The sequence below is a fragment of the Acinetobacter sp. YH12156 genome (assembly GCF_013418235.1).
Taxonomy (GTDB): Bacteria; Pseudomonadota; Gammaproteobacteria; order Pseudomonadales; family Moraxellaceae; genus Acinetobacter; species Acinetobacter pseudolwoffii.
Genome location: NZ_VPCL01000002.1, coordinates 318,902 through 337,775, shown reverse-complemented (window position 1 = coordinate 337,775; position 18,874 = coordinate 318,902). Strand labels below are relative to the sequence as shown.

The 18,874-nt window shown below is 45.3% G+C and carries 18 protein-coding genes and 1 pseudogene; 10 read left to right on the top strand and 9 right to left on the bottom strand.

The genetic code is table 11. The features are described from left to right. Window positions 1–116 precede the first annotated feature (116 nt). Window positions 117–521 (top strand): hypothetical protein, encoded by a 405-nt coding sequence (locus FTU87_RS04545; RefSeq protein WP_005095474.1) that lies wholly within the window; start codon window positions 117–119, stop codon window positions 519–521. Between the two features lie 83 nt (window positions 522–604). Here the strand turns inward: FTU87_RS04545 and leuB are convergent, their stop codons facing one another. The 4 genes from leuB to leuC form a co-directional block, all read right to left on the bottom strand. Then, a complete protein-coding gene (gene leuB, locus FTU87_RS04540; protein WP_005095472.1) occupies window positions 605–1,684 on the bottom strand; it encodes a 3-isopropylmalate dehydrogenase in 1,080 nt (359 codons plus the stop codon). A 42-nt stretch (window positions 1,685–1,726) separates the two neighbouring features. After that, on the bottom strand, window positions 1,727–2,290 hold the full coding sequence (locus FTU87_RS04535) for a hypothetical protein (RefSeq protein ID WP_005095471.1): 564 nt from the start codon (window positions 2,288–2,290) through the stop codon (window positions 1,727–1,729). Window positions 2,291–2,377: 87 nt separating this feature from the next. Further along, window positions 2,378–3,028, bottom strand: a complete 651-nt coding sequence (leuD, locus tag FTU87_RS04530) for a 3-isopropylmalate dehydratase small subunit (RefSeq protein ID WP_005172848.1) — start codon at window positions 3,026–3,028, stop codon at window positions 2,378–2,380. A gap of 105 nt (window positions 3,029–3,133) precedes the next feature. Then, window positions 3,134–4,567 carry a 3-isopropylmalate dehydratase large subunit gene (leuC, locus tag FTU87_RS04525; protein WP_180096733.1) on the bottom strand — a complete coding sequence of 478 codons (1,434 nt, stop codon included), beginning with the start codon at window positions 4,565–4,567 and terminating at the stop codon, window positions 3,134–3,136. A 261-nt stretch (window positions 4,568–4,828) separates the two neighbouring features. Here leuC and FTU87_RS04520 point away from each other — a divergent pair, with 261 nt between their 5' ends. The 3 genes from FTU87_RS04520 to ovoA all read left to right on the top strand — a co-directional run bounded on the left by FTU87_RS04520 (window position 4,829) and on the right by ovoA (window position 8,460). Beyond that, window positions 4,829–5,065: a DUF2061 domain-containing protein gene (locus FTU87_RS04520; RefSeq protein WP_005172852.1), complete on the top strand. Its 237-nt coding sequence runs from the start codon at window positions 4,829–4,831 to the stop codon at window positions 5,063–5,065. A gap of 195 nt (window positions 5,066–5,260) precedes the next feature. After that, complete coding sequence (locus FTU87_RS04515) at window positions 5,261–6,136, top strand: LysR family transcriptional regulator (protein ID WP_180096732.1); 876 nt, start codon at window positions 5,261–5,263, stop codon at window positions 6,134–6,136. 149 nt (window positions 6,137–6,285) lie between these two features. Next, complete coding sequence (gene ovoA / locus FTU87_RS04510; RefSeq protein ID WP_180096731.1) at window positions 6,286–8,460, top strand: 5-histidylcysteine sulfoxide synthase; 2,175 nt, start codon at window positions 6,286–6,288, stop codon at window positions 8,458–8,460. 43 nt (window positions 8,461–8,503) lie between these two features. Here ovoA and FTU87_RS04505 read toward each other — a convergent pair whose 3' ends face one another. Both FTU87_RS04505 and FTU87_RS04500 read right to left on the bottom strand, forming a co-directional pair. After that, on the bottom strand, window positions 8,504–8,752 hold the full coding sequence (locus FTU87_RS04505) for a DUF2789 family protein (protein ID WP_005095458.1): 249 nt from the start codon (window positions 8,750–8,752) through the stop codon (window positions 8,504–8,506). A 169-nt stretch (window positions 8,753–8,921) separates the two neighbouring features. Continuing rightward, entirely contained in the window at window positions 8,922–9,572 is a 651-nt protein-coding gene (locus tag FTU87_RS04500; protein ID WP_005095456.1) for an HAD family phosphatase, read from the bottom strand. 182 nt (window positions 9,573–9,754) lie between these two features. Between FTU87_RS04500 and FTU87_RS04495 the strand changes: the two genes are divergently transcribed. From FTU87_RS04495 to FTU87_RS04485, 3 genes are all read left to right on the top strand, one after another. Continuing rightward, on the top strand, window positions 9,755–10,237 hold the full coding sequence (locus FTU87_RS04495; RefSeq protein ID WP_005095455.1) for an RNA pyrophosphohydrolase: 483 nt from the start codon (window positions 9,755–9,757) through the stop codon (window positions 10,235–10,237). A gap of 88 nt (window positions 10,238–10,325) precedes the next feature. Next, window positions 10,326–12,623, top strand: coding sequence for a phosphoenolpyruvate--protein phosphotransferase (ptsP, locus tag FTU87_RS04490; protein WP_005172856.1), 2,298 nt, complete (start codon window positions 10,326–10,328; stop codon window positions 12,621–12,623). A gap of 41 nt (window positions 12,624–12,664) precedes the next feature. Further along, window positions 12,665–13,153: a hypothetical protein gene (locus FTU87_RS04485; protein WP_180096730.1), complete on the top strand. Its 489-nt coding sequence runs from the start codon at window positions 12,665–12,667 to the stop codon at window positions 13,151–13,153. Here FTU87_RS04485 and FTU87_RS04480 read toward each other — a convergent pair. Continuing rightward, complete coding sequence (locus FTU87_RS04480) at window positions 13,150–13,329, bottom strand: hypothetical protein (RefSeq protein WP_005095450.1); 180 nt, start codon at window positions 13,327–13,329, stop codon at window positions 13,150–13,152. The two genes, FTU87_RS04485 and FTU87_RS04480, sit on opposite strands and share 4 nt — an antisense overlap. A 642-nt stretch (window positions 13,330–13,971) precedes the next feature. Between FTU87_RS04480 and FTU87_RS04475 the strand changes: the two genes are divergently transcribed. The 3 genes and pseudogenes from FTU87_RS04475 to FTU87_RS15285 all read left to right on the top strand — a co-directional run. Next, window positions 13,972–15,492, top strand: a complete 1,521-nt coding sequence (locus tag FTU87_RS04475) for a catalase (RefSeq protein WP_180096729.1) — start codon at window positions 13,972–13,974, stop codon at window positions 15,490–15,492. A 96-nt stretch (window positions 15,493–15,588) separates the two neighbouring features. After that, window positions 15,589–16,032, top strand: coding sequence for a thiol-disulfide oxidoreductase DCC family protein (locus FTU87_RS04470; protein ID WP_100357563.1), 444 nt, complete (start codon window positions 15,589–15,591; stop codon window positions 16,030–16,032). Beyond that, window positions 16,022–16,219: pseudogene (locus FTU87_RS15285) on the top strand (DoxX-like family protein); the annotation flags it as partial. The gene FTU87_RS04470 and the pseudogene FTU87_RS15285, both read left to right, overlap by 11 nt. 57 nt (window positions 16,220–16,276) lie before the next feature. Here FTU87_RS15285 and FTU87_RS04460 read toward each other — a convergent pair. Together FTU87_RS04460 and FTU87_RS04455 are read right to left on the bottom strand one after the other, a co-directional pair. Beyond that, window positions 16,277–17,332 (bottom strand): MBL fold metallo-hydrolase, encoded by a 1,056-nt coding sequence (locus FTU87_RS04460; protein ID WP_074383975.1) that lies wholly within the window; start codon window positions 17,330–17,332, stop codon window positions 16,277–16,279. A 501-nt stretch (window positions 17,333–17,833) separates the two neighbouring features. Continuing rightward, complete coding sequence (locus FTU87_RS04455; RefSeq protein WP_180096728.1) at window positions 17,834–18,742, bottom strand: DMT family transporter; 909 nt, start codon at window positions 18,740–18,742, stop codon at window positions 17,834–17,836. Window positions 18,743–18,874: the final 132 nt, after the last annotated feature.

Sequence of the window (18,874 nt, the reverse complement as noted above, 5' to 3'; positions counted from 1 at the left end):
GGATTGATGTTGAGTTAGCTCTCGCTCCCATCTGTACCGCGTGTCAAATTACAACAATACTAATCACACTTCCTGCCTACACTATTGATGAGTCGTTCCTGTGCAGGAGTGAAATGATGCGATTTTCCTATCTCCAACTATCGCTCGGTATTTTGGCCAGTGTTTTAATAGCGGGCTGTGCACATTCCCCCAATATGGGCCAATCTGACCGCGAAGCCTATTTGCAGCAGTTTATTGGACAAAGTAGCCAGCTGATCGATCAAACTCTAGATCTAAAACGTTTAGGTTATCAGCAGGTCAGTGGGCCTGAACTCAGTGCCCAGCAATTAAGCTATGTGGTACAGCGCCCTGTTGCAATTCCTTTGCCTGTAGCACAGTTTCCGGCAGCAGGCGGTGCTGTACCTATTCCGGTTCCTGTGAGTCCTTCAGGTGGCTATGACGTCAATCTGCAATGTAAGATCACCTTCTTACTCAAAGATAATATTGCAACCGCAGTTCGTACTACAGGTCGAACCTGCTAACCTGAGCTAGATACGAGAAATCTGACATAAAAAAACGCAGCTCAAGGCTGCGTTTTTTAATCAGTTTTTAAATCGAAACAAACTTAGTTTAATGCAGCAACCACTGCCTGACCCATTTCAACTGTACCGACTTTCTGCATGCCTTCAGACATAATATCTGCTGTACGCAAGCCTTGATCCAAAACATTGCCTACGGCATCTTCAATCGCTTTGGCCGCAGCTTCTTCACGGAAGGTGTAGCGTAGCATCATCGCAACAGACAAAATTGTGGCCAATGGGTTCGCCAGGTTTTGACCCGCAATATCAGGGGCTGAACCATGACAAGGCTCATACATGCCTTTAGCATTTTCATCTAGCGAGGCTGATGGCAACATGCCGATTGAACCGGTAAGCATCGCTGCTTCGTCAGACAAGATATCACCGAACAGGTTAGATGTGACAATCACATCAAACTGTTTTGGCGCGCGCACCAGTTGCATCGCAGCATTGTCGACATACATATGTGACAAGTTAATTTCTGGATACTGTTCTTCTTTCAACGCAGTAACGGTTTGTTTCCACAACTCAGTGACTTCAAGTACGTTGGCTTTATCCACTGAACAGACCTTGGCACCGCGCAGCTTCGCCATTTCAAAGGCAACTTTGGCAATGCGTTTGATTTCAGATTCTGAATACACATCCGTGTTATAACCTTGCTTCTCGCCATTTTCCAGTTCACGGATCCCACGTGGCTGACCAAAATAAATACCACCCGTCAATTCACGCACGATCAGGATATCCAGACCTGCCACGATTTCAGGTTTCAGACTTGAAGCATCAGCCAATTGTGGATAGAGAATCGCTGGGCGCAAGTTGGCAAACAGGTTGAGTTCGCTACGTAATTTTAATAAACCGCGTTCCGGACGGATTGAGCGCTCGATCGTATCCCATTTTGGCCCGCCGACGGCGCCCAATAAAATTGCATCGGCTTTTTTGGCCTGTTCTGAGGTCACTTCAGGATATGGTGAACCGTGGGCATCAATTGCCGCACCACCGAGTAAACCCTGTTCCCATGTCAAATCGAGATTAAATTTTTCATTTACACGATCCAGTACCTGCTCTGCCGCTTTGACAATTTCAGGACCGATGCCATCACCAGCTAAAATCAAAATTTGTTTAGACATGAGATTTTCCGTTTAAAGCGTCAGATTCAGACCTGACAAAGGTTAAATTTTCTTTTCTACAAACTCTGCAATGCCGTTGACCACATTATAAGGTTTGCAAAAACGACGAATGGTTTTTTGCTCTTGCAATAAATCCACGCAAAGCGGATCAGGTGCAGAGGCATTTAATAAACTGCTGCTACGCGCACTACGGTCGCGGAACATTTTCAAGGTATAAGTTTTGTTGGCCTGAAAGCGATGAAACACATGTAAAATTTCCGCTTTATCCTTACTGATTGGATAAAAACGGACGACTAATTCATGCTGTCCTGCGGGTACTGACAAGTAAATCGGATTGGCCTGATTCAAATTCTTAGCCTGCAAACGTACCAGTTTTTGCTTTCGCGCCTCATTACTGAGGCGGCCATTGTCGTTATTGACAATGATGGTCTGGTTTAAGCGCTCGAACTGGCAATCCGATGTTCCTTTACAGTAAATCAACGCATTGTTTTTGCTTTCGGCATTTTCTTTGGCATGTTTGAGCTTCATGGTATCGATGCTTTGACATGCAGTCATCAGCACCGACACCGTACTTAAAGCAAGCCACTGTTTCCAATAATTCGCCATAATGTCTGTCTTACCCAATCAAAAAACCCAATAATCTTCCGATATTAGCAAGGGCATCGCAGTCATGCTATGACAATTTTCGCTGATTTAGCCCTGAATTTCGGCAAATACCCATGGACGTGATTGTTTGGTTTTTTCCTCATAAGCACGAATGTCATCCGCAGCTTGTAAAGTTAAACCAATATCATCCAGACCATTTAACAGGCAATGCTTACGAAATGGATCGACTTCAAATTGAAAGCTTTCACCATTTGGTGTGCGTACTTCTTGTGCGTCCAAATCGATGGTGAGTTGATAACCTTCAGTTGCAAAGCATTCTTTGAATAACTGATCAACAATCTCTTCAGACAAAATCACAGGCAACATGCCATTCTTAAAGCTGTTGTTATAGAAAATGTCGGCATAGCTTGGTGCAATCACGGTACGGAAACCGTATTCTTCCAATGCCCATGGCGCATGTTCACGGCTTGAACCACAACCAAAGTTGGCGCGTGAAATCAAAATGCTCGCGCCTTGATAGCGAGGTTGGTTTAATGCAAAATCCTTGTTTAAAGGTCGTTTTGAGTTGTCTTGACCCAAATAGCCTTCATCCAGATAACGCAATTCATCAAATAAATTCGCACCAAAACCACTACGTTTGATCGATTTCAAAAACTGTTTTGGAATAATTAAATCGGTATCGACATTGGCCCGGTCTAATGGTGCAACGATACCTTGTTCAACGGTATATTTTTTCATTGTCTTTATTCCTAAAGAATGTCATCACTTTAAATCTCCCCTAACCCCCTCTTTATTAAAGAGGGGAACTTCCCCCTTTTCTAAAAGGGGGACTGAGGGGGATTTTTAGAAACTACGCACGTCAACAAAGTGACCGGCAATTGCCGCGGCGGCTGCCATTGCAGGACTGACCAGATGCGTACGACCGCCATTGCCCTGACGACCTTCAAAGTTACGGTTAGACGTCGATGCACAATGCTCGCCCGGTTGTAACTTGTCAGCATTCATTGCCAGACACATTGAACAACCTGGTTCACGCCATTCAAAGCCGGCTTCTACAAACACTTTATCCAGGCCTTCAGCTTCTGCCTGGGCCTTGACCAGACCCGAACCTGGAACCACCATCGCCTGCTTGATGCTTGCCGCAACTTTACGACCTTTGATCACTTCAGCCGCAGCACGAATATCTTCAATACGCGAGTTGGTGCATGAGCCAATAAAGACACGGTCTAATTGAATTTCAGCCAAGGCCTGACCGGCATTTAAACCCATATATTGATAAGCACGGTTCCAGTCATTGCGTTGTACCTCGTCTTTGGCTTGTTGCAAAGTCGGTACTGCCTGAGACACTGGAATCACCATTTCAGGAGAGGTTCCCCAAGACACTTGCGGCTCGATCTCTTCGCCTTGCAAGACCACAACTGTATCAAAGTGTGCATCTTCATCCGAATGTAAGGTATTCCAATACGCTACGGCCTGATCCCACTGTTCTGCAGTCGGTGCATAAGGACGGCCTTTAACATATTCGATGGTTTTGTCATCGACGGCGACCATACCTACGCGTGCACCGGCTTCGATTGCCATATTACAAACGGTCATACGACCTTCGATCGACATGTCACGGAACACCTGACCGCCAAATTCAATCGCGTGACCAGTACCCCCTGCTGTACCAATCTTGCCGATAATCGCCAAGACCACATCTTTTGGCGTCACGCCCTGACCTAATTTGCCATCAACGCGTACCAGCATGTTTTTCATCTTCTTCTGAACCAGGCATTGAGTCGCCAATACATGTTCAACTTCTGAAGTACCGATACCATGCGCCAAACAACCGAAAGCACCATGGGTCGCAGTATGTGAATCACCACAGACCACGGTCATGCCCGGCAAGGTTAAACCTTGCTCAGGCCCAACCACATGCGCAATCCCCTGACGGATATCATTAATATCAAATTCAACAATATTAAAGGTCTTGCAGTTGTCGTCCAAGGTTTGTACCTGAATGCGCGAAGTTTCATCTTCAATGCCGGCAACACCCTGTTCACGCTCTTTTTTCGAGGTGGGTACGTTATGATCTGGTGTAGCAATGTTTGCGCTTAAACGCCATGGCTTGCGCCCGGCGAGTTGTAAACCTTCAAATGCCTGTGGCGACGTTACTTCATGTAATAAGTGACGGTCGATGTACAGTAAGGCAGAACCATCATCACGTTGTGTTACTAAATGGTCATCCCACAATTTATCATATAATGTTTTTGCTGTTTGGGTTGCGCCTGCCATGTCGATGTACTCCACTGGACTGGGTAAATTCTTGCTCTGATTTTGATTATATCGCTGCTGTCACATAAATCTAATTTATCATTTTTATTAGTTAAAAAACTTTTTGGAATCTTTCAAAAGCTGAATAAAATCATGCTTTCGCTGCATTCCTATAAATCTACTTTTCCGATCAATTTATTAAAAATATTCGTTTTTACAAATCAAATGAGAATTATTATTATTCCTGCATAGACAGAGATTTATATTTTGAGGAACTTCGACATGGCACATATCCAACGTTTTGTAGACAATAATCAGCGTATGTTTAAAAAGACCTTCAGCTATTACATTATGCACATCACGGTGGCGATGATTGTCGGTTATTTGGTGACTGGCAGTTTGGCCATGGCAATTGCCTTAAGTTTATTGGAACCCACAGTACAGGCAGTTGCGTTCTTCTTCCACGAAAAAATTTGGGAGCGCAATATCGAACAGCAGAATGAGGACATCACCGCCTGATCTTTTCTGTCGATGTTCCTGACCAAAGACCATCTCATCCAAGAGGGTCTTTTTTTGGCGCTATTTAAATCCCAAGGCTTTGAAAATGTTTAGTAATGCAGCAATGCAATAGAAGCAAGCGAATTATGCTTTGATTTATTCTTAAAAAATAACAATAATATAACTACACATAAAAATTCTTTATAGGTGATTAAGATGAATCTCGCAGCTTTTGAAGCCTTCGTAAAAGTCATGGAAACTGGTTCGATTTCTCTGGCCGCAGATCAGCTTTTTATTACTCAACCTGCCGTCACCAAACGTATTCACAGTCTGGAAGAATATTTTGGGGTCAAACTGTTTGAATCCGCCGGACGTGGTGTACAAGCCACCCATGCCGCGCATTCGCTGTTGCCTAAAGTGAAAAACTGGCTGAATGAACTCGGTGATATTCATTATACCTTGAGCCATGAACAGGGTCAGGTACAGGGGAAATTGAAAATCGGCACCAGTCATCATATTGGCCTGCATCATCTTCCGAGTCATTTGCGCCGTTATGTCCAGGAATATCCGGACGTGACCCTGGATGTGCATTTTGTCGATTCCGAGCAGGCGCATGAACAGGTGATTGCTGGCGATCTGGAACTGGCATTTTTAACCTTGCCGCCACGGGGTGATGCGCGTCTGAATTACGTGACCATCTGGAATGATCCTCTGGTCTTTGTGGTGGCACCGTTTCATCCGCTGGCGCAGCAAAAAAATCTGTGTCTGGAAGATTTGCTCGACTACCCGAGCCTATTGCCCTCATCACAGACCTATACTTCGCAGATCACCTTGGCCGAATTTGAAAAACAGGGTATTAAACCGAAAGTCAGCATGAGCAATAATCCGCTGGAATCAATCCGCATGCTGGTATCCATTGGTCTCGGCTGGTCTGTGCTGCCAAAAACTCTGGTCAATCACGATCTGCATCAGCTGGATATCAATCTGGAAATGAACCGCCGGCTAGGCATGGTCTGGCATCCGGGTCGTACTCAGTCCAAAGCGGCGCAAGCTCTGGTTCAACTTATGCAAAGTAGTTCCCTGCCTCTTTAATTTATTTCTAAAAATGCTGCATTCAAAACAGTGCAGCATTTTGTTACCTAAATACACCCATCTGGGGATTTCTTTCGCGTATTTTTAAGATAAATCTATTCTTTTGCGATGCAGAGGAATACTTAAAATTATTCGATGGAGCCTGACGGATGCAGCTCGATTCTCCCCTAAAACCCCTCTCTCAAGATAAAACAAATGCCAGCAGCCTATGGCTTTCGGCCAAACCGATGCTGTTGCCTACACCTGCGCTTGATTTTGCCGACGAACAGACAGCGCGACACAGCCTACGTGATTACTTCCTGAATACCTTTGATACCTATGAGCAGTTATTTGAATGCCTCAAGCATGAAGATGCTTTTTTTATCAAGCCAATTAATTTGCGTCATCCGCTGATTTTTTATTTTGGTCATACCGCGACTTTTTTTGTCAATAAACTGCTGCTGAGCAAACTCATTACTGAACGTCTGAATCCGCATTTTGAAAGTATTTTTGCGATCGGGGTTGATGAAATGAGTTGGGATGATCTGGATGAAGTGCATTATGACTGGCCGACTGTGCAGGCAGTCCGGGATTATCGACATCAGGTACGCGCGCTGATTCTGAACATTGTTGAGCATGCCCCGCTGAATCTGCCCTTAAACTGGCACAATCCGTGGTGGACGCTGATTATGGGCATCGAGCATGAACGGATTCATCTGGAAACGTCATCGGTGCTGATTCGTCAGCATGCTTTAGAACATGTACACCAGCATCCGCAGTGGCGTGCCAATATCATTACCGGCATTGCCCCGGAAAATAGTTTGATTGCTGTGCCTGAAGGCCAGATACATCTACAGAAAGATTTTAACCATCCTTTTTATGGCTGGGACAATGAATACGGCCAGCATGAAGCCGAAGTTGCAGCCTTTGAAGCTGCAAAATATCTGGTGTCGAATCAGGAGTTTCTGGCCTTTGTCGAAGCAGATGGCTACCAGACCGGACACTACTGGAGTGAAGAAGGCTTAGGCTGGCTACAATTTTCACAAGCGACTCATCCGTGTTTTTGGTGCAAGACTGAACTCGGCTGGTCACTGCGCCTGATGCTGGAAGAAGTCCCCATGCCCTGGGATTGGCCGGTAGAAGTAAATTATCATGAAGCCAAAGCCTTTTGTCAGTGGAAATCGCAACAGCTTGAAAAAACCATCCGCCTGCCCACCGAAGATGAATGGTATCGCCTGTATGCGGTTTCAGACCTGGATCCAGATTTACCCAGTCCTGAACAGGCCAATATCGAATTGAAATATGGCACCAGTTCCTGCCCGGTCGATCATTTTCAGCAGGGCGATTTCTATGATATTCAGGGCAATGTCTGGCAATGGACTGAAACGCCAATCTATCCGTTTCATGGCTTTCAGGTGCATCCTCTTTATGATGATTTTAGCACCCCGACCTTTGATGGACGGCATAATATTATTAAAGGTGGCTCCTGGATTTCAGCAGGCAATGAAGCCCTGCACAGTTCACGTTATGCTTTTAGACGGCATTTCTTTCAACACGCTGGCTTCCGCTATGTCGCCTCTGATCAAGCCTTGCAACAGTTTCCTTCACAGTATGAAAGTGACCAGTTGGTGTCTCAATATCTGGAGTTTCAGTACGGCGCCGAATACTTTGGCATCGCCAATTTTGCCAAAACATTGGTGCAGCTGGCGCAGCCGTATTTCCGAGAAACTGCATGTAAAAGTGCTCTGGATATTGGCTGTGCTACTGGCCGCGCCAGCTTTGAACTGGCACACTATTTTGATCAGGTCACCGGTCTGGATTTTTCTGCACGCTTTATTCAGCAAGCCGTCTTTCTGGCCCAAGGTCACCGAATCCGTTATCAGCTCCCCACAGAAGGTGAATTAAGCGAAGAGAAAATCTGCTCGCTTGAGGATTTCGCTTTGGATCAGCTTGCCTCTAAAGTGGAATTTTTTCAGGCCGATGCCTGTAATCTGAAAGCACATTTTAGTGGCTATGATTTTATTCTGGCGGCAAATCTGATCGACCGGCTGCATCATCCCAAAGACTTTTTGATGCAGATCCATCAACGGATAAATATGGGTGGAATTCTACTGCTCAGTTCGCCTTATACCTGGCTGGAAGAACATACTGCACGTGATGAATGGCTGGGCGGCTTCAAGCAGGCAGACAGAGAGGTCACTACACTGGAGGGAATCTCGGAAATATTAAAGGCTCATTTTGAGCTGGTGACCCAGCCCCAGGATGTGCCTTTTGTTATTCGTGAAACCGCCAGAAAATATCAACATAGCTTGTCACAAGTCAGCATCTGGCGACGCACTCACTAAAGCCTTCAAGCTAAAAAAGCCAATCATTCGATTGGCTTTTATTTCATCCTTCACTGGTTGAGTTTTCATGCAGGGATTCATTGAGTTGATCCACCACAATGGCCCATGAACCATCAGATGCAATTTTTTCGGTTAAAAACTGACGTTGTGCTTCTGACCAGTACGGTGCATCGAGCAAAGTCAGATCTTTATGCAGTTGATGTTCGTGAATAAACTTTTCAATGCCTTCCTGAGTGGCATCCAAGCCAAGCTGCTGAAACAGATGTGTCATACGCGGTCGAACGTGAGTCATAGCATTACACCTCAAACTTTTCCATTATTTTCATGTTCTGTTTTTTGAGCATAACATGTCCGAGGCAAGCGGACTGTGAAAAAACATTAACACTTACATTGAATTCGGGCAGATAAAAAAGCACAACCGAAGTTGTGCTGGATCAATCAGATGGATAAAATGCAATCAGTTAAATCGACCAGTCCTGTATATTCCAGCCCTGCGCTTTGGCTAAAACTTCAAGGCGGTCATCCGGATTCACTGCAATGGCATGATCGGCATATTCCAGCAAGAAACGGTCATTAATCGAATCTGAATAGGCCCAAGACTCGGTCACATCACGACCTTGCAGCCACTGTTCCAGACGCACCAGCTTGCCTTGTTGATAACACGCGGTATTGATCACTTTTCCGGTATATTTGCCATCGAGTACTTCAGCATTGGTGGCAATAATTTCAGTAATGCCGAATTCACGAAAAATTGGTGCAGTAATAAAATCCGAAGTCGCGGTAATCCCGACCAGAGCATGACCGGCGTCTTTATGCCGTTGAATGGCCTTAAAACCTTCTGGACGCATTTGCGGGCGAATCACCTTTTGCATAAACAGCTGGTGCAACTCGGTTAAATAAGCATGCTCATGTTGGGTCAGAAACTGGAACACAAATTCATTATAGGCATAGGGGTCTAACTGACCTTTTTTATAGTCGTCATAGAACTTGTCATTCATGGCACGATGCTGCACCGGATCGACCAGGCCCTCGCTGACCAGAAACTCTCCCCAAGAATGATCCGAATCCGTGTTTAACAAGGTGTGATCGAGATCAAATAGCGCCAATTTCATGAAAATACTCGTAAAAACTGAAATTTAAGAAAAAAATTGTAAATCTATCTCCGCTAGTCGATAGAAATTCGTTAAGATCATAGCAATTTTAACATTTTTAAACTTTGCTTTTTTCGAGTTGGATAAAGAAATAACGCTCCCCGATGGCAAAGGTATAAATTAAACAATTTTTAGGTAGCCAAATGATCGACTCTGAGGGTTTCCGACCAAATGTCGGGATCATTTTGGCAAACGATGCTGGACAAGTTTTATGGGCAAAACGCATTGGTCATAATGCATGGCAATTTCCACAAGGAGGTATCCAATATGGAGAAACCCCTGAGCAGGCACTCTATCGTGAGCTGAGAGAAGAAGTTGGCTTATTGCCCGAACACGTCCAGATCATCGCGCAAACCAAAGGCTGGTTGCGCTATCGTTTGCCGCATCGATACATACGACCGGACTCCGATCCGGTGTGCATCGGTCAAAAACAAAAGTGGTTTTTACTCAAACTCACGGCCCCCGTTCAGCATATTCAGTTGAATCTGTCTGATCCGCCGGAATTTGATCAATGGCAATGGGTCAGTTACTGGTATCCATTAGGTCAAGTCGTGAATTTCAAACGTGATGTTTATCGCAAAGCTCTGGTGGAGTTGTGTCAGCAGCTGCCCCAGCAAAAACCTTAAAAAATCGCATAAATCATGCAGATTTTTTGGTCGGCTATTGTTATAAATAAACATATCACTGAAATTCTGAATAGACGGAGCAGACCTTATGTCGAATATGCAACTGGACACGTTGAGACGTATTGTTCAAGAGATCAATGCATCTGCCAGTTTGCATGAATCCCTCGATATCATGGTCAAGCATGTCGCAGACGCCATGCATGTCGATGTCTGCTCTATTTACCTTCTGGATGAACGTAACCAGCGTTATCTGCTGATGGCTTCCAAGGGCCTGAAGGCTGAGTCCGTAGGTCACGTATCGTTACAGACTGGCGAAGGTTTGGTGGGTCTGGTCGGCCAGCGTGAAGAAATTGTCAATCTGGACAATGCACCCAAACATGAACGCTTCCTGTTCCTGCCTGAAACCGGTGAAGAGCTGTATAACTCTTTTCTGGGCGTCCCGGTGATGTACCGCCGTAAGGTCATGGGTGTGCTGGTGGTTCAGAATAAAGAATCTCAGGATTTCTCTGAAGCCGCCGAATCATTTCTGGTCACACTGTGCGCGCAGCTCTCTGGCGTGATTGCCCATGCCCATGCGGTGGGCAATATTGATGTCTTCCGCAAGCCAAATAACCTGCCTGCCTATAAAACCTTTCAGGGTGTGTCCGGTTCAGGCGGGATTGCCCTGGGTCGTGCCGTGATTCTCTACCCGCCAGCAGATCTGGCCGCCGTTCCCGATCGTGAAGCCGATGACATCAGCGAAGAACTACAATTATTAGACAGCGCCCTCAACTCCGTCCGTGAAGAAATCCAGTCGCTCGATGACAAGATGCAGGATGCGCTGATGGCCGAAGAACGCGCCCTCTTTAGCGTATTCTTGCGGATGCTGGATGAAAATGCCCTGCCGGCAGAAATCAAGGCGCTCATTCGCGAAGGCCATTGGGCACAGGGTGCAGTGCGCATCGTGATTGATAGTCATGTGGCACAGTTTGCCCAGATGCAGGATGATTATTTACGTGAACGGGTGGCAGACTTAAAAGACTTGGGCCGCCGTATTCTGGCGCGTTTACAGGAAGCTGATGCCAGTCATCGTGAGCTGACCGATGAGAGTATTCTGATAGGGGAAGAGATTTCCACTGCAGCTCTGGTTGAACTGCCAGTGGATAAAATTGCTGCGATTGTCACCACTGAAGGTGCCATGAACTCGCATATGGTAATTGTGGCACGTGCCCTCGGCATTCCGACTGTGGTCGGTGTGACTGAACTGCCAATTAATACCCTGGATGATGTAGAAATGATCGTTGATGCGCATCAAGGCCGGGTCTTCATCAATCCGCCACGGCGTTTGCGCAGTCGCTATAAAGAAATTCAAAAAGAAGAAGAACAGATCGCCAAAGATCTGCGTCAGTACGAAACCAAAGATGCGATTACCCCAGATGGGGTAGCGGTAAAACTATACGTCAACACCGGCCTGATGATCGATGTGGTCCGTGGCGTGCAACGTGGTGCCAAAGGCGTTGGTTTATACCGTTCTGAAATTCCATTTATGCTACGCGACCGCTTCCCGGGTGAAGAAGAACAGCGCGCGATTTATCGCCAGCAACTCACTCACTTTGCCAATAAACCGGTAGTGATGCGTACCCTGGACATTGGGGCAGACAAAGACCTGCCGTATTTCTCGATTGAAGAAGAAAATTCGGCACTGGGCTGGCGTGGCATTCGTTTTACCCTGGACCATCCAGAAATTTTTTCTTCACAAATTCGCGCCATGCTTAAAGCCAGTATCGGACTGAATAACCTGCATATTCTGTTGCCGATGGTGACCAGTGTCAGTGAGGTTGAAGAAGCCCTCTATTTACTGGAACGTGATCATGCGGCGATTCAGGAAGAAGAACAGGTCAAAGTGAACAAGCCAAAACTCGGCATCATGGTGGAAGTGCCGAGTGTGCTGCATCAGATTGATGAGTTTTCCGAACTGGTCGATTTCTTCTCGGTTGGCTCTAACGATTTGACTCAATATCTTTTGGCAGTCGATCGCAATAATCCGCGGGTTGCCAATGTCTATTCACATTTACATCCTGCCGTACTGCGTGCCCTGACCCGTCTGGTGCAAGACTGTCATCGTAATGAAAAACCGGTCAGTATCTGCGGTGAAATGGCAGGTGATCCGCTGTCTGCGGTTTTGCTCATGGCCATGGGCTTTAATACCCTGTCAATGAGTTCGAGTAATATCCTGAAGGTACGTAAAACCATTTGTCACGTGCCGATGAGTGATGCACAGGAATTGCTACAGCATGTGTTAAAAATGGACAATCCACTGATGGTAAAAAGCTGGCTGGAATATTATTTCAGAACCCATGGTTTGGGTGATATGGTGAAATCAGCCACGCGTATGGTGAGTGCCTAATCCGGGACTTTTCCAGTCCCTCGACGAGTGTAGAGGTGGTTATGGAATTTCTGGTTATCCTGTTCATGCTCATTGCGGTGTTCTATATTGTTATTATTGCACCTGCCTTGCGGGCCCGGAAAAATGCGGATTATTCCGGTTCATCTTATACACGTCCTGCCAGCGGCTATGCCGATCGGCCTAAAATGTCCCCTCTATTGGGCATCGAAATTTCAGTATCCCAGCGACGGCGTTTAGGCCGAAATGATCCCTCTGTGATAGCGGCCAAACTCTATCGTCAGCAAAAAGATCAATTTGCCAGTTTTCAGCAGGCCAGAACTGAACCTCACCCTGCACATTATGGACAGCCAAATCAGGGAAGACTGAATCAATTATTTAATGATTTTATACGAGATGAGCCAACAAATTCATCGCGGCGCTCCACTCAAAATACACAAAATCGTAGCAACCGCCCCGTTGCCCCGCTCTCTCCACTTGGAACCAACCCCAAACAGCCAACGCGTCATCCTCAACCACCTTACAGATCTTAAGCTGCCATTAAAAAAGGGCGATCTTCCATAGAATATCGCCCTTGTCTGTGCTTGTTGTAGCCACGTTTTGCATTTTTCTTTCGGTCTACAAAAACCTGACTTTTGTTGACTTCATGCATGTGTTTTGCCACAAAATTATGGATCACCACATGCTCGACTGTTTTCTTCTTGGCCATGTTGTACTTTCGCCTTTTAACTAGATTTTAGTGAGTTTCCACGCGAGTGGGAAAATAATGATACGCCATTTTGGACAATTTTCAAGCATATTTGCCAATGCTTTTTTTAAAAATAAAGACCATTTAAGCAGGATATTCTGTATACAAAAATGAGCACTATAGCCGGAAAACATGCTGATTACATTCAGCACTTTATGATGTTTTTCACACAGACAAAACCTGATCAAAAAAAGCATTTAAAATAAATCAGTTATAAGATTTATTTTAAACAGCACGATTCATCTATTAGTTTGATCCTTTGATAAAAACATATAAGGGACTTAAAGATTGTTATTTTCGTTTAATCCGATTCATTATTTGAGTTATCCAAAATATAGAGAATTTGATATTGTCAAAGAGTAGAAAACCGGCTACTTTTAAAAAGTAACCATTTAATTTTAAATATTTTAGACTTTATTAACTTTAAAAATATTTTTTGAGTGACATCACTCAATTATATCCTGTGAATTCCACTTTGTGCGCTAACAGTATTTATATCAAGATATTGAAAATAGAGTAAAACCTGATGCCCTTCGCAGATAACTCAATATTTTATAAATACTGGATAAACGCTACAAGATATTCAAAACTTGGAGAGGAAAAATGAGCCAAGATTTTAAAAAATGCCCTGTTACCCACCTGACCACTGAAGCGGGTGCGCCTGTGGTCGACAACCAGAACAGTATGACCGCAGGTGCACGTGGTCCATTACTTGCTCAGGATTTATGGCTGAATGAAAAACTGGCTAACTTTGTTCGCGAAGTGATTCCTGAGCGCCGTATGCATGCCAAAGGTTCAGGTGCTTTTGGTACATTTACCGTGACCCATGACATTAGCCAATATACCCGCGCTAAAATCTTCTCTGAAGTGGGCAAAAAAACTGAAATGTTTGCGCGTTTCTCGACCGTCGCAGGTGAACGTGGTGCTGCCGATGCAGAACGTGATATTCGTGGTTTTGCCCTGAAATTCTATACCGAAGAAGGTAACTGGGATTTGGTTGGTAACAACACACCAGTATTCTTCTTCCGCGACCCTCGCCAGTTCCCTGACCTGAATAAAGCAGTAAAACGCGACCCACGCACCAACTTGCGTAATGCGACCAATAACTGGGATTTCTGGACATTGCTGCCGGAAGCATTGCACCAAGTCACCATTGTCATGTCAGATCGTGGTATTCCAGTCGGTTATCGTCACATGCATGGTTTTGGTAGCCATACCTACAGCTTCATCAATGCCAACAATGAACGTTTCTGGGTGAAATTCCATTTCCGCACGCAACAAGGCATTCAAAACCTGACCGATGCCGAGGCAGCAGAACTGGTTGGTCGTGACCGCGAAAGCAGCCAGACTGACCTGTACAATGCGATTGAACGTGGGGACTTCCCGAAATGGACCCTGTTCGTACAAATCATGCCAGAACTTGAGGCAGAACAAGTACCATATCATCCATTTGACCTGACCAAAGTCTGGCCGAAGGGTGAATATCCACTGATTGAAGTGGGTGAATTTGAACTGAACCGCAATCCGGAAAACTATTTCCAGGATGTGGAACAGGCTGCTTTTGCACCCAGCAATCTGGTACCGGGCATCAGCTACTCGCCGGACCGGATGTTACAAGCACGTTTATTTAACTATGCCGATGCCGCGCGTTACCGTGTCGGCGTGAATCACTCACAGGTTCCGGTCAATGCTGCACGCTGTCCGGTCAATTCTAACCGTCGTGATGGTCAGGGTCGTATGGATGGCAACTACGGTTCCTTGCCACATTATGAGCCGAACAGTTTCAGCCAATGGCAGGAGCAACCGGAATTCAGAGAGCCACCACTAAAAATCACCGGTGCTGCCGATTTCTGGGATTTCCGTGAAGATGATAACGATTACTTCAGCCAGCCACGTGCCCTGTTCAACCTGATGAATGATGAACAAAAGCAGGCCTTGTTTAATAACACGGCTGGCGCGATGGGTGATGCACTAGATTTCATTAAATACCGTCACATCCGCAATTGTTATAGTTGCGATCCGGCCTATGGCGAAGGCGTAGCACAAGCACTCGGCATGACAGTGGCAGATGCACAGGCTGCTCGTGAAACCGATCCAGCCAAAGGCTTAGCCAGCTTGCTTTAAGCTGCCTTAGCGATATATAAAAAACCACCTTCGGGTGGTTTTTTATTGCGGCATCAAGCACTATAGAAGCAAGTCAGCACAAAAAGAAATACAACAATGCATGCGAATATTGAAGACATTATTCAACAACACGACATCATTTTATTTGATGCTGTTTGTGTGATCTGTAATGGCTGGGCACGTTTCTTGATTAAATACGATAACAAGATACAGTTTAAACTGGTTTCTGCCCAATCCCCTTTAGATGTTGCCCTGCTCGAGCATTACCAGATGTCCACTGCACATTACAGCACGATGCTCGTCATCCAAGCTGGCACACTTTATACCGAATCCACTGCCCTGTTAAAAGTCATGCAGCATCTCGGTTTTCCGTTTAATGTAATGAGTACAGGCTATTTAGTACCGCGTTTTATCCGCGACTTTCTGTATCGTGGGATTGCTTTAAAGCGCTATCAGCTATTTGGTAAAACTGATTATTGCCTGATTCCATCTAGCGAAAATAAACACCATTTTCTGGAAAATGCTATTCGTGAATTCTGAGCCCGTTTTCACCCAAGCGCTTCGCACCATTCAGCTAAGCTTGGCAATGCGCTGATTCTATCAAGGACTGATTCCAAAAATACTATTTCAGTCCCCTGCTGAAATCACAATCTGGCAAAACCTGGGCTTTGAGCGGGTAATGGCCAAAGTCTTGGTTGGATTTTCTGGCATAGGTGAAATGCTGTTTAGCTGATGCTTTCTGTGCTTGCCATTCAACTCATCAAGCAAGAACAGCGTGAAGCCATTAGACAATAATCCGTTTGCCTTCATGTACGCAGTAAAACGGATTAATCAGCTTGGAAGAATGTTTGATAATTTCATGCAATTCATGCTCTGGCGCATCCCGATCTTCATCAGTAAGCTGGAAAGTACGGTAATGAATCGCCAGTGAGCATTTGGCCTGCAAGTCCTGATGTGCATGAAATGCATCTTCCGGATTCATATGAATCGCACGCATCAGTGCACGCGGCTCATAGGCACCGATGGGCAGCAAGGCAATTCGGGGCGCACCCAGACGCTTGCGAACCTCTTTAAAATGCGAGGCATAACCACTATCTCCGGCAAAGAAACAATGTTCCTGACCATGCAATAAGGAAAAGCCACCCCACAAAGCACAATTCTGATCACGCATACCGCGCCCCGAGGCATGCTGTGCCGGCGTATAGACAATGCGGATTTCTTCAAAAAATGCATTTTCCCACCAGTCCATCTCATGCACGGTATAGTGCTTTGGCAAATACCAGGCATTGCCCAGTCCGGTATAAATTGGCATTTCAAATGTGCTATGCAACCATTCCAGTGTGGCCAGATCCATATGATCATAGTGGTTATGGCTGAGCAGCACAGCATCAATATGTGGCAGTTCATCTAGCGCAATACCGGCAGGAATGACCCGCTGCGGGCCAGTGGATGCAGAAGGACTGGCATATTCAGCCCAGACCGGATCGGTCAGGAAATTATAAGGCCCGATTTGAATGAGCACAGTGGCGTGACCAATAAACCAGATTTGCCAGTCATCTAAAGGCGCATCGGGACGCTGCTGTGGCAATGCACGCGGTCGCGCAAAAAACTCGGCACGTTCTGCATCGAGATTGATATTCCAGTTTTTGGATTTTCGGGTAATGAGCCATTTATATAAGTCAAAACGACTGTGCGCCCGAGCAGGATGCTCGAGATTACGAAACTGTTGTCCATTGAAATGATCTGAATGCAGATACTCAAATACCGGCTTAGACCAGAGATGTTTCCAGCTGGACTCCGTGGTTAACTGAAATTTTTTAGTTTTGAGAAGATCTTGCATAAACATCCACTATTTATTATTCGCTATATGCAAGACAGCAACCGCTTGAAATGGTCAGGCGATGCATCTTTTAATGAGCATACAAACTAAAAACAGGCGCACTTGAGTATAGTATGAAATCCATCACAGACAATCATGTATGTTTTTGTTATTTTAGCAAAAAAATAGCGCTCTGATAGCCTGCTGGCTGGCCGGACTATGGGTACTGTCGAGAAAAACATGATGCATACAGTTTTTTAAAAAATACAAAATCATACCAAGCCCTACTCTGCTGATTCCAGCCAAAATTTTATCCTCATAATGTGTGCTGATTTGATCGTGCACGCCTGAGTTATGCAACGATTGAGGGTGCGGACGATGACATCTAATATTTTTAACATTTGGCCAATCTGCTAAATAAACTTGCTTAAACTCTTGTGAACGGATGTATCCATAAACTTCATTCCTCTAAAAGATTTAAAGCATAAAAAAGGGCTTTCGCCCTTTTGATTTGCTACAGATTTAGTGCTTGGAAAAGTATTGCTCACGCCACTCTTTCCAAAAGTACATAATGATGCCGAACATCACCACGGCAATTCCTGCAAAGGCATGACTGCTGATGATTTCATGATTCAGAGTCGCACCAAGTACCAGTGCGATGACTGGCGTCATGACATTACTCAAAGATACTGTTGAAGCATTTAAACGCCGAATCAGCCAGAAATAACACAGCATCGCCACAATCGAGGACATGATCATGGTAAATACAAACCCGATCAGCGCCTGTGTGCTAGGCAACTGGGTCGGCATATGCTGCCAGATAAATGGAATCAAGAGCAGTGAACCGGCTGCTGATAGCAGCAATGAACCTGTCGCTTGTGACATTGGGCTTAAAGGTGCGTTGATCTGTTTGACCCAGAAGATTGAACTGATATAGGACACCATACTGATCAGCATCAGCACCACACCCCAAGGATTCACCTTGCTGTCTGCCGAATCTAAAAATACAAAACTCAGTCCGGCAATGGCAACAGCCATACCCGACCATTGCAGCCACACTAACTGATGAGTTTTTAAGATCACATGCCCGATCAGACCGGCAATCAGCGGCGAAAAACCAAAAATCAGGGCCATCAGACCTGAGGTCAGATAATTGGCTGCCAGATAAATAAACAGCTGTGCACCGATTAAATTCAGACTGCCGGCCAGATAGCTTTTCATTGAGGTGCTGTCAAAAGGCAAAGGATCACGCATGATTTTTAGCAGGAATAGCGCAATAATCGATGCGCCAAAATAGCGAATGATCAGTACCCACATCGGGTGAATCTCGGCCACGCTCCAGACAATCGCCAAAGGCGTTGCGGCCCAAATCAGCACCAGTAAAGCATAAATACTTGCCGTCACCAGCATGGGAGATGAATTTGAATTCATAAAAGACTCAATTAAAGTTAATCAGAAAGAGTTGAACTAACTTCTCGTTCAAATCCACAATCGACAATACTGATTGCGGCATGGATGCCGCCGCTAAACTGGGATATATGGACATATCCTCAGTTTAGAAAA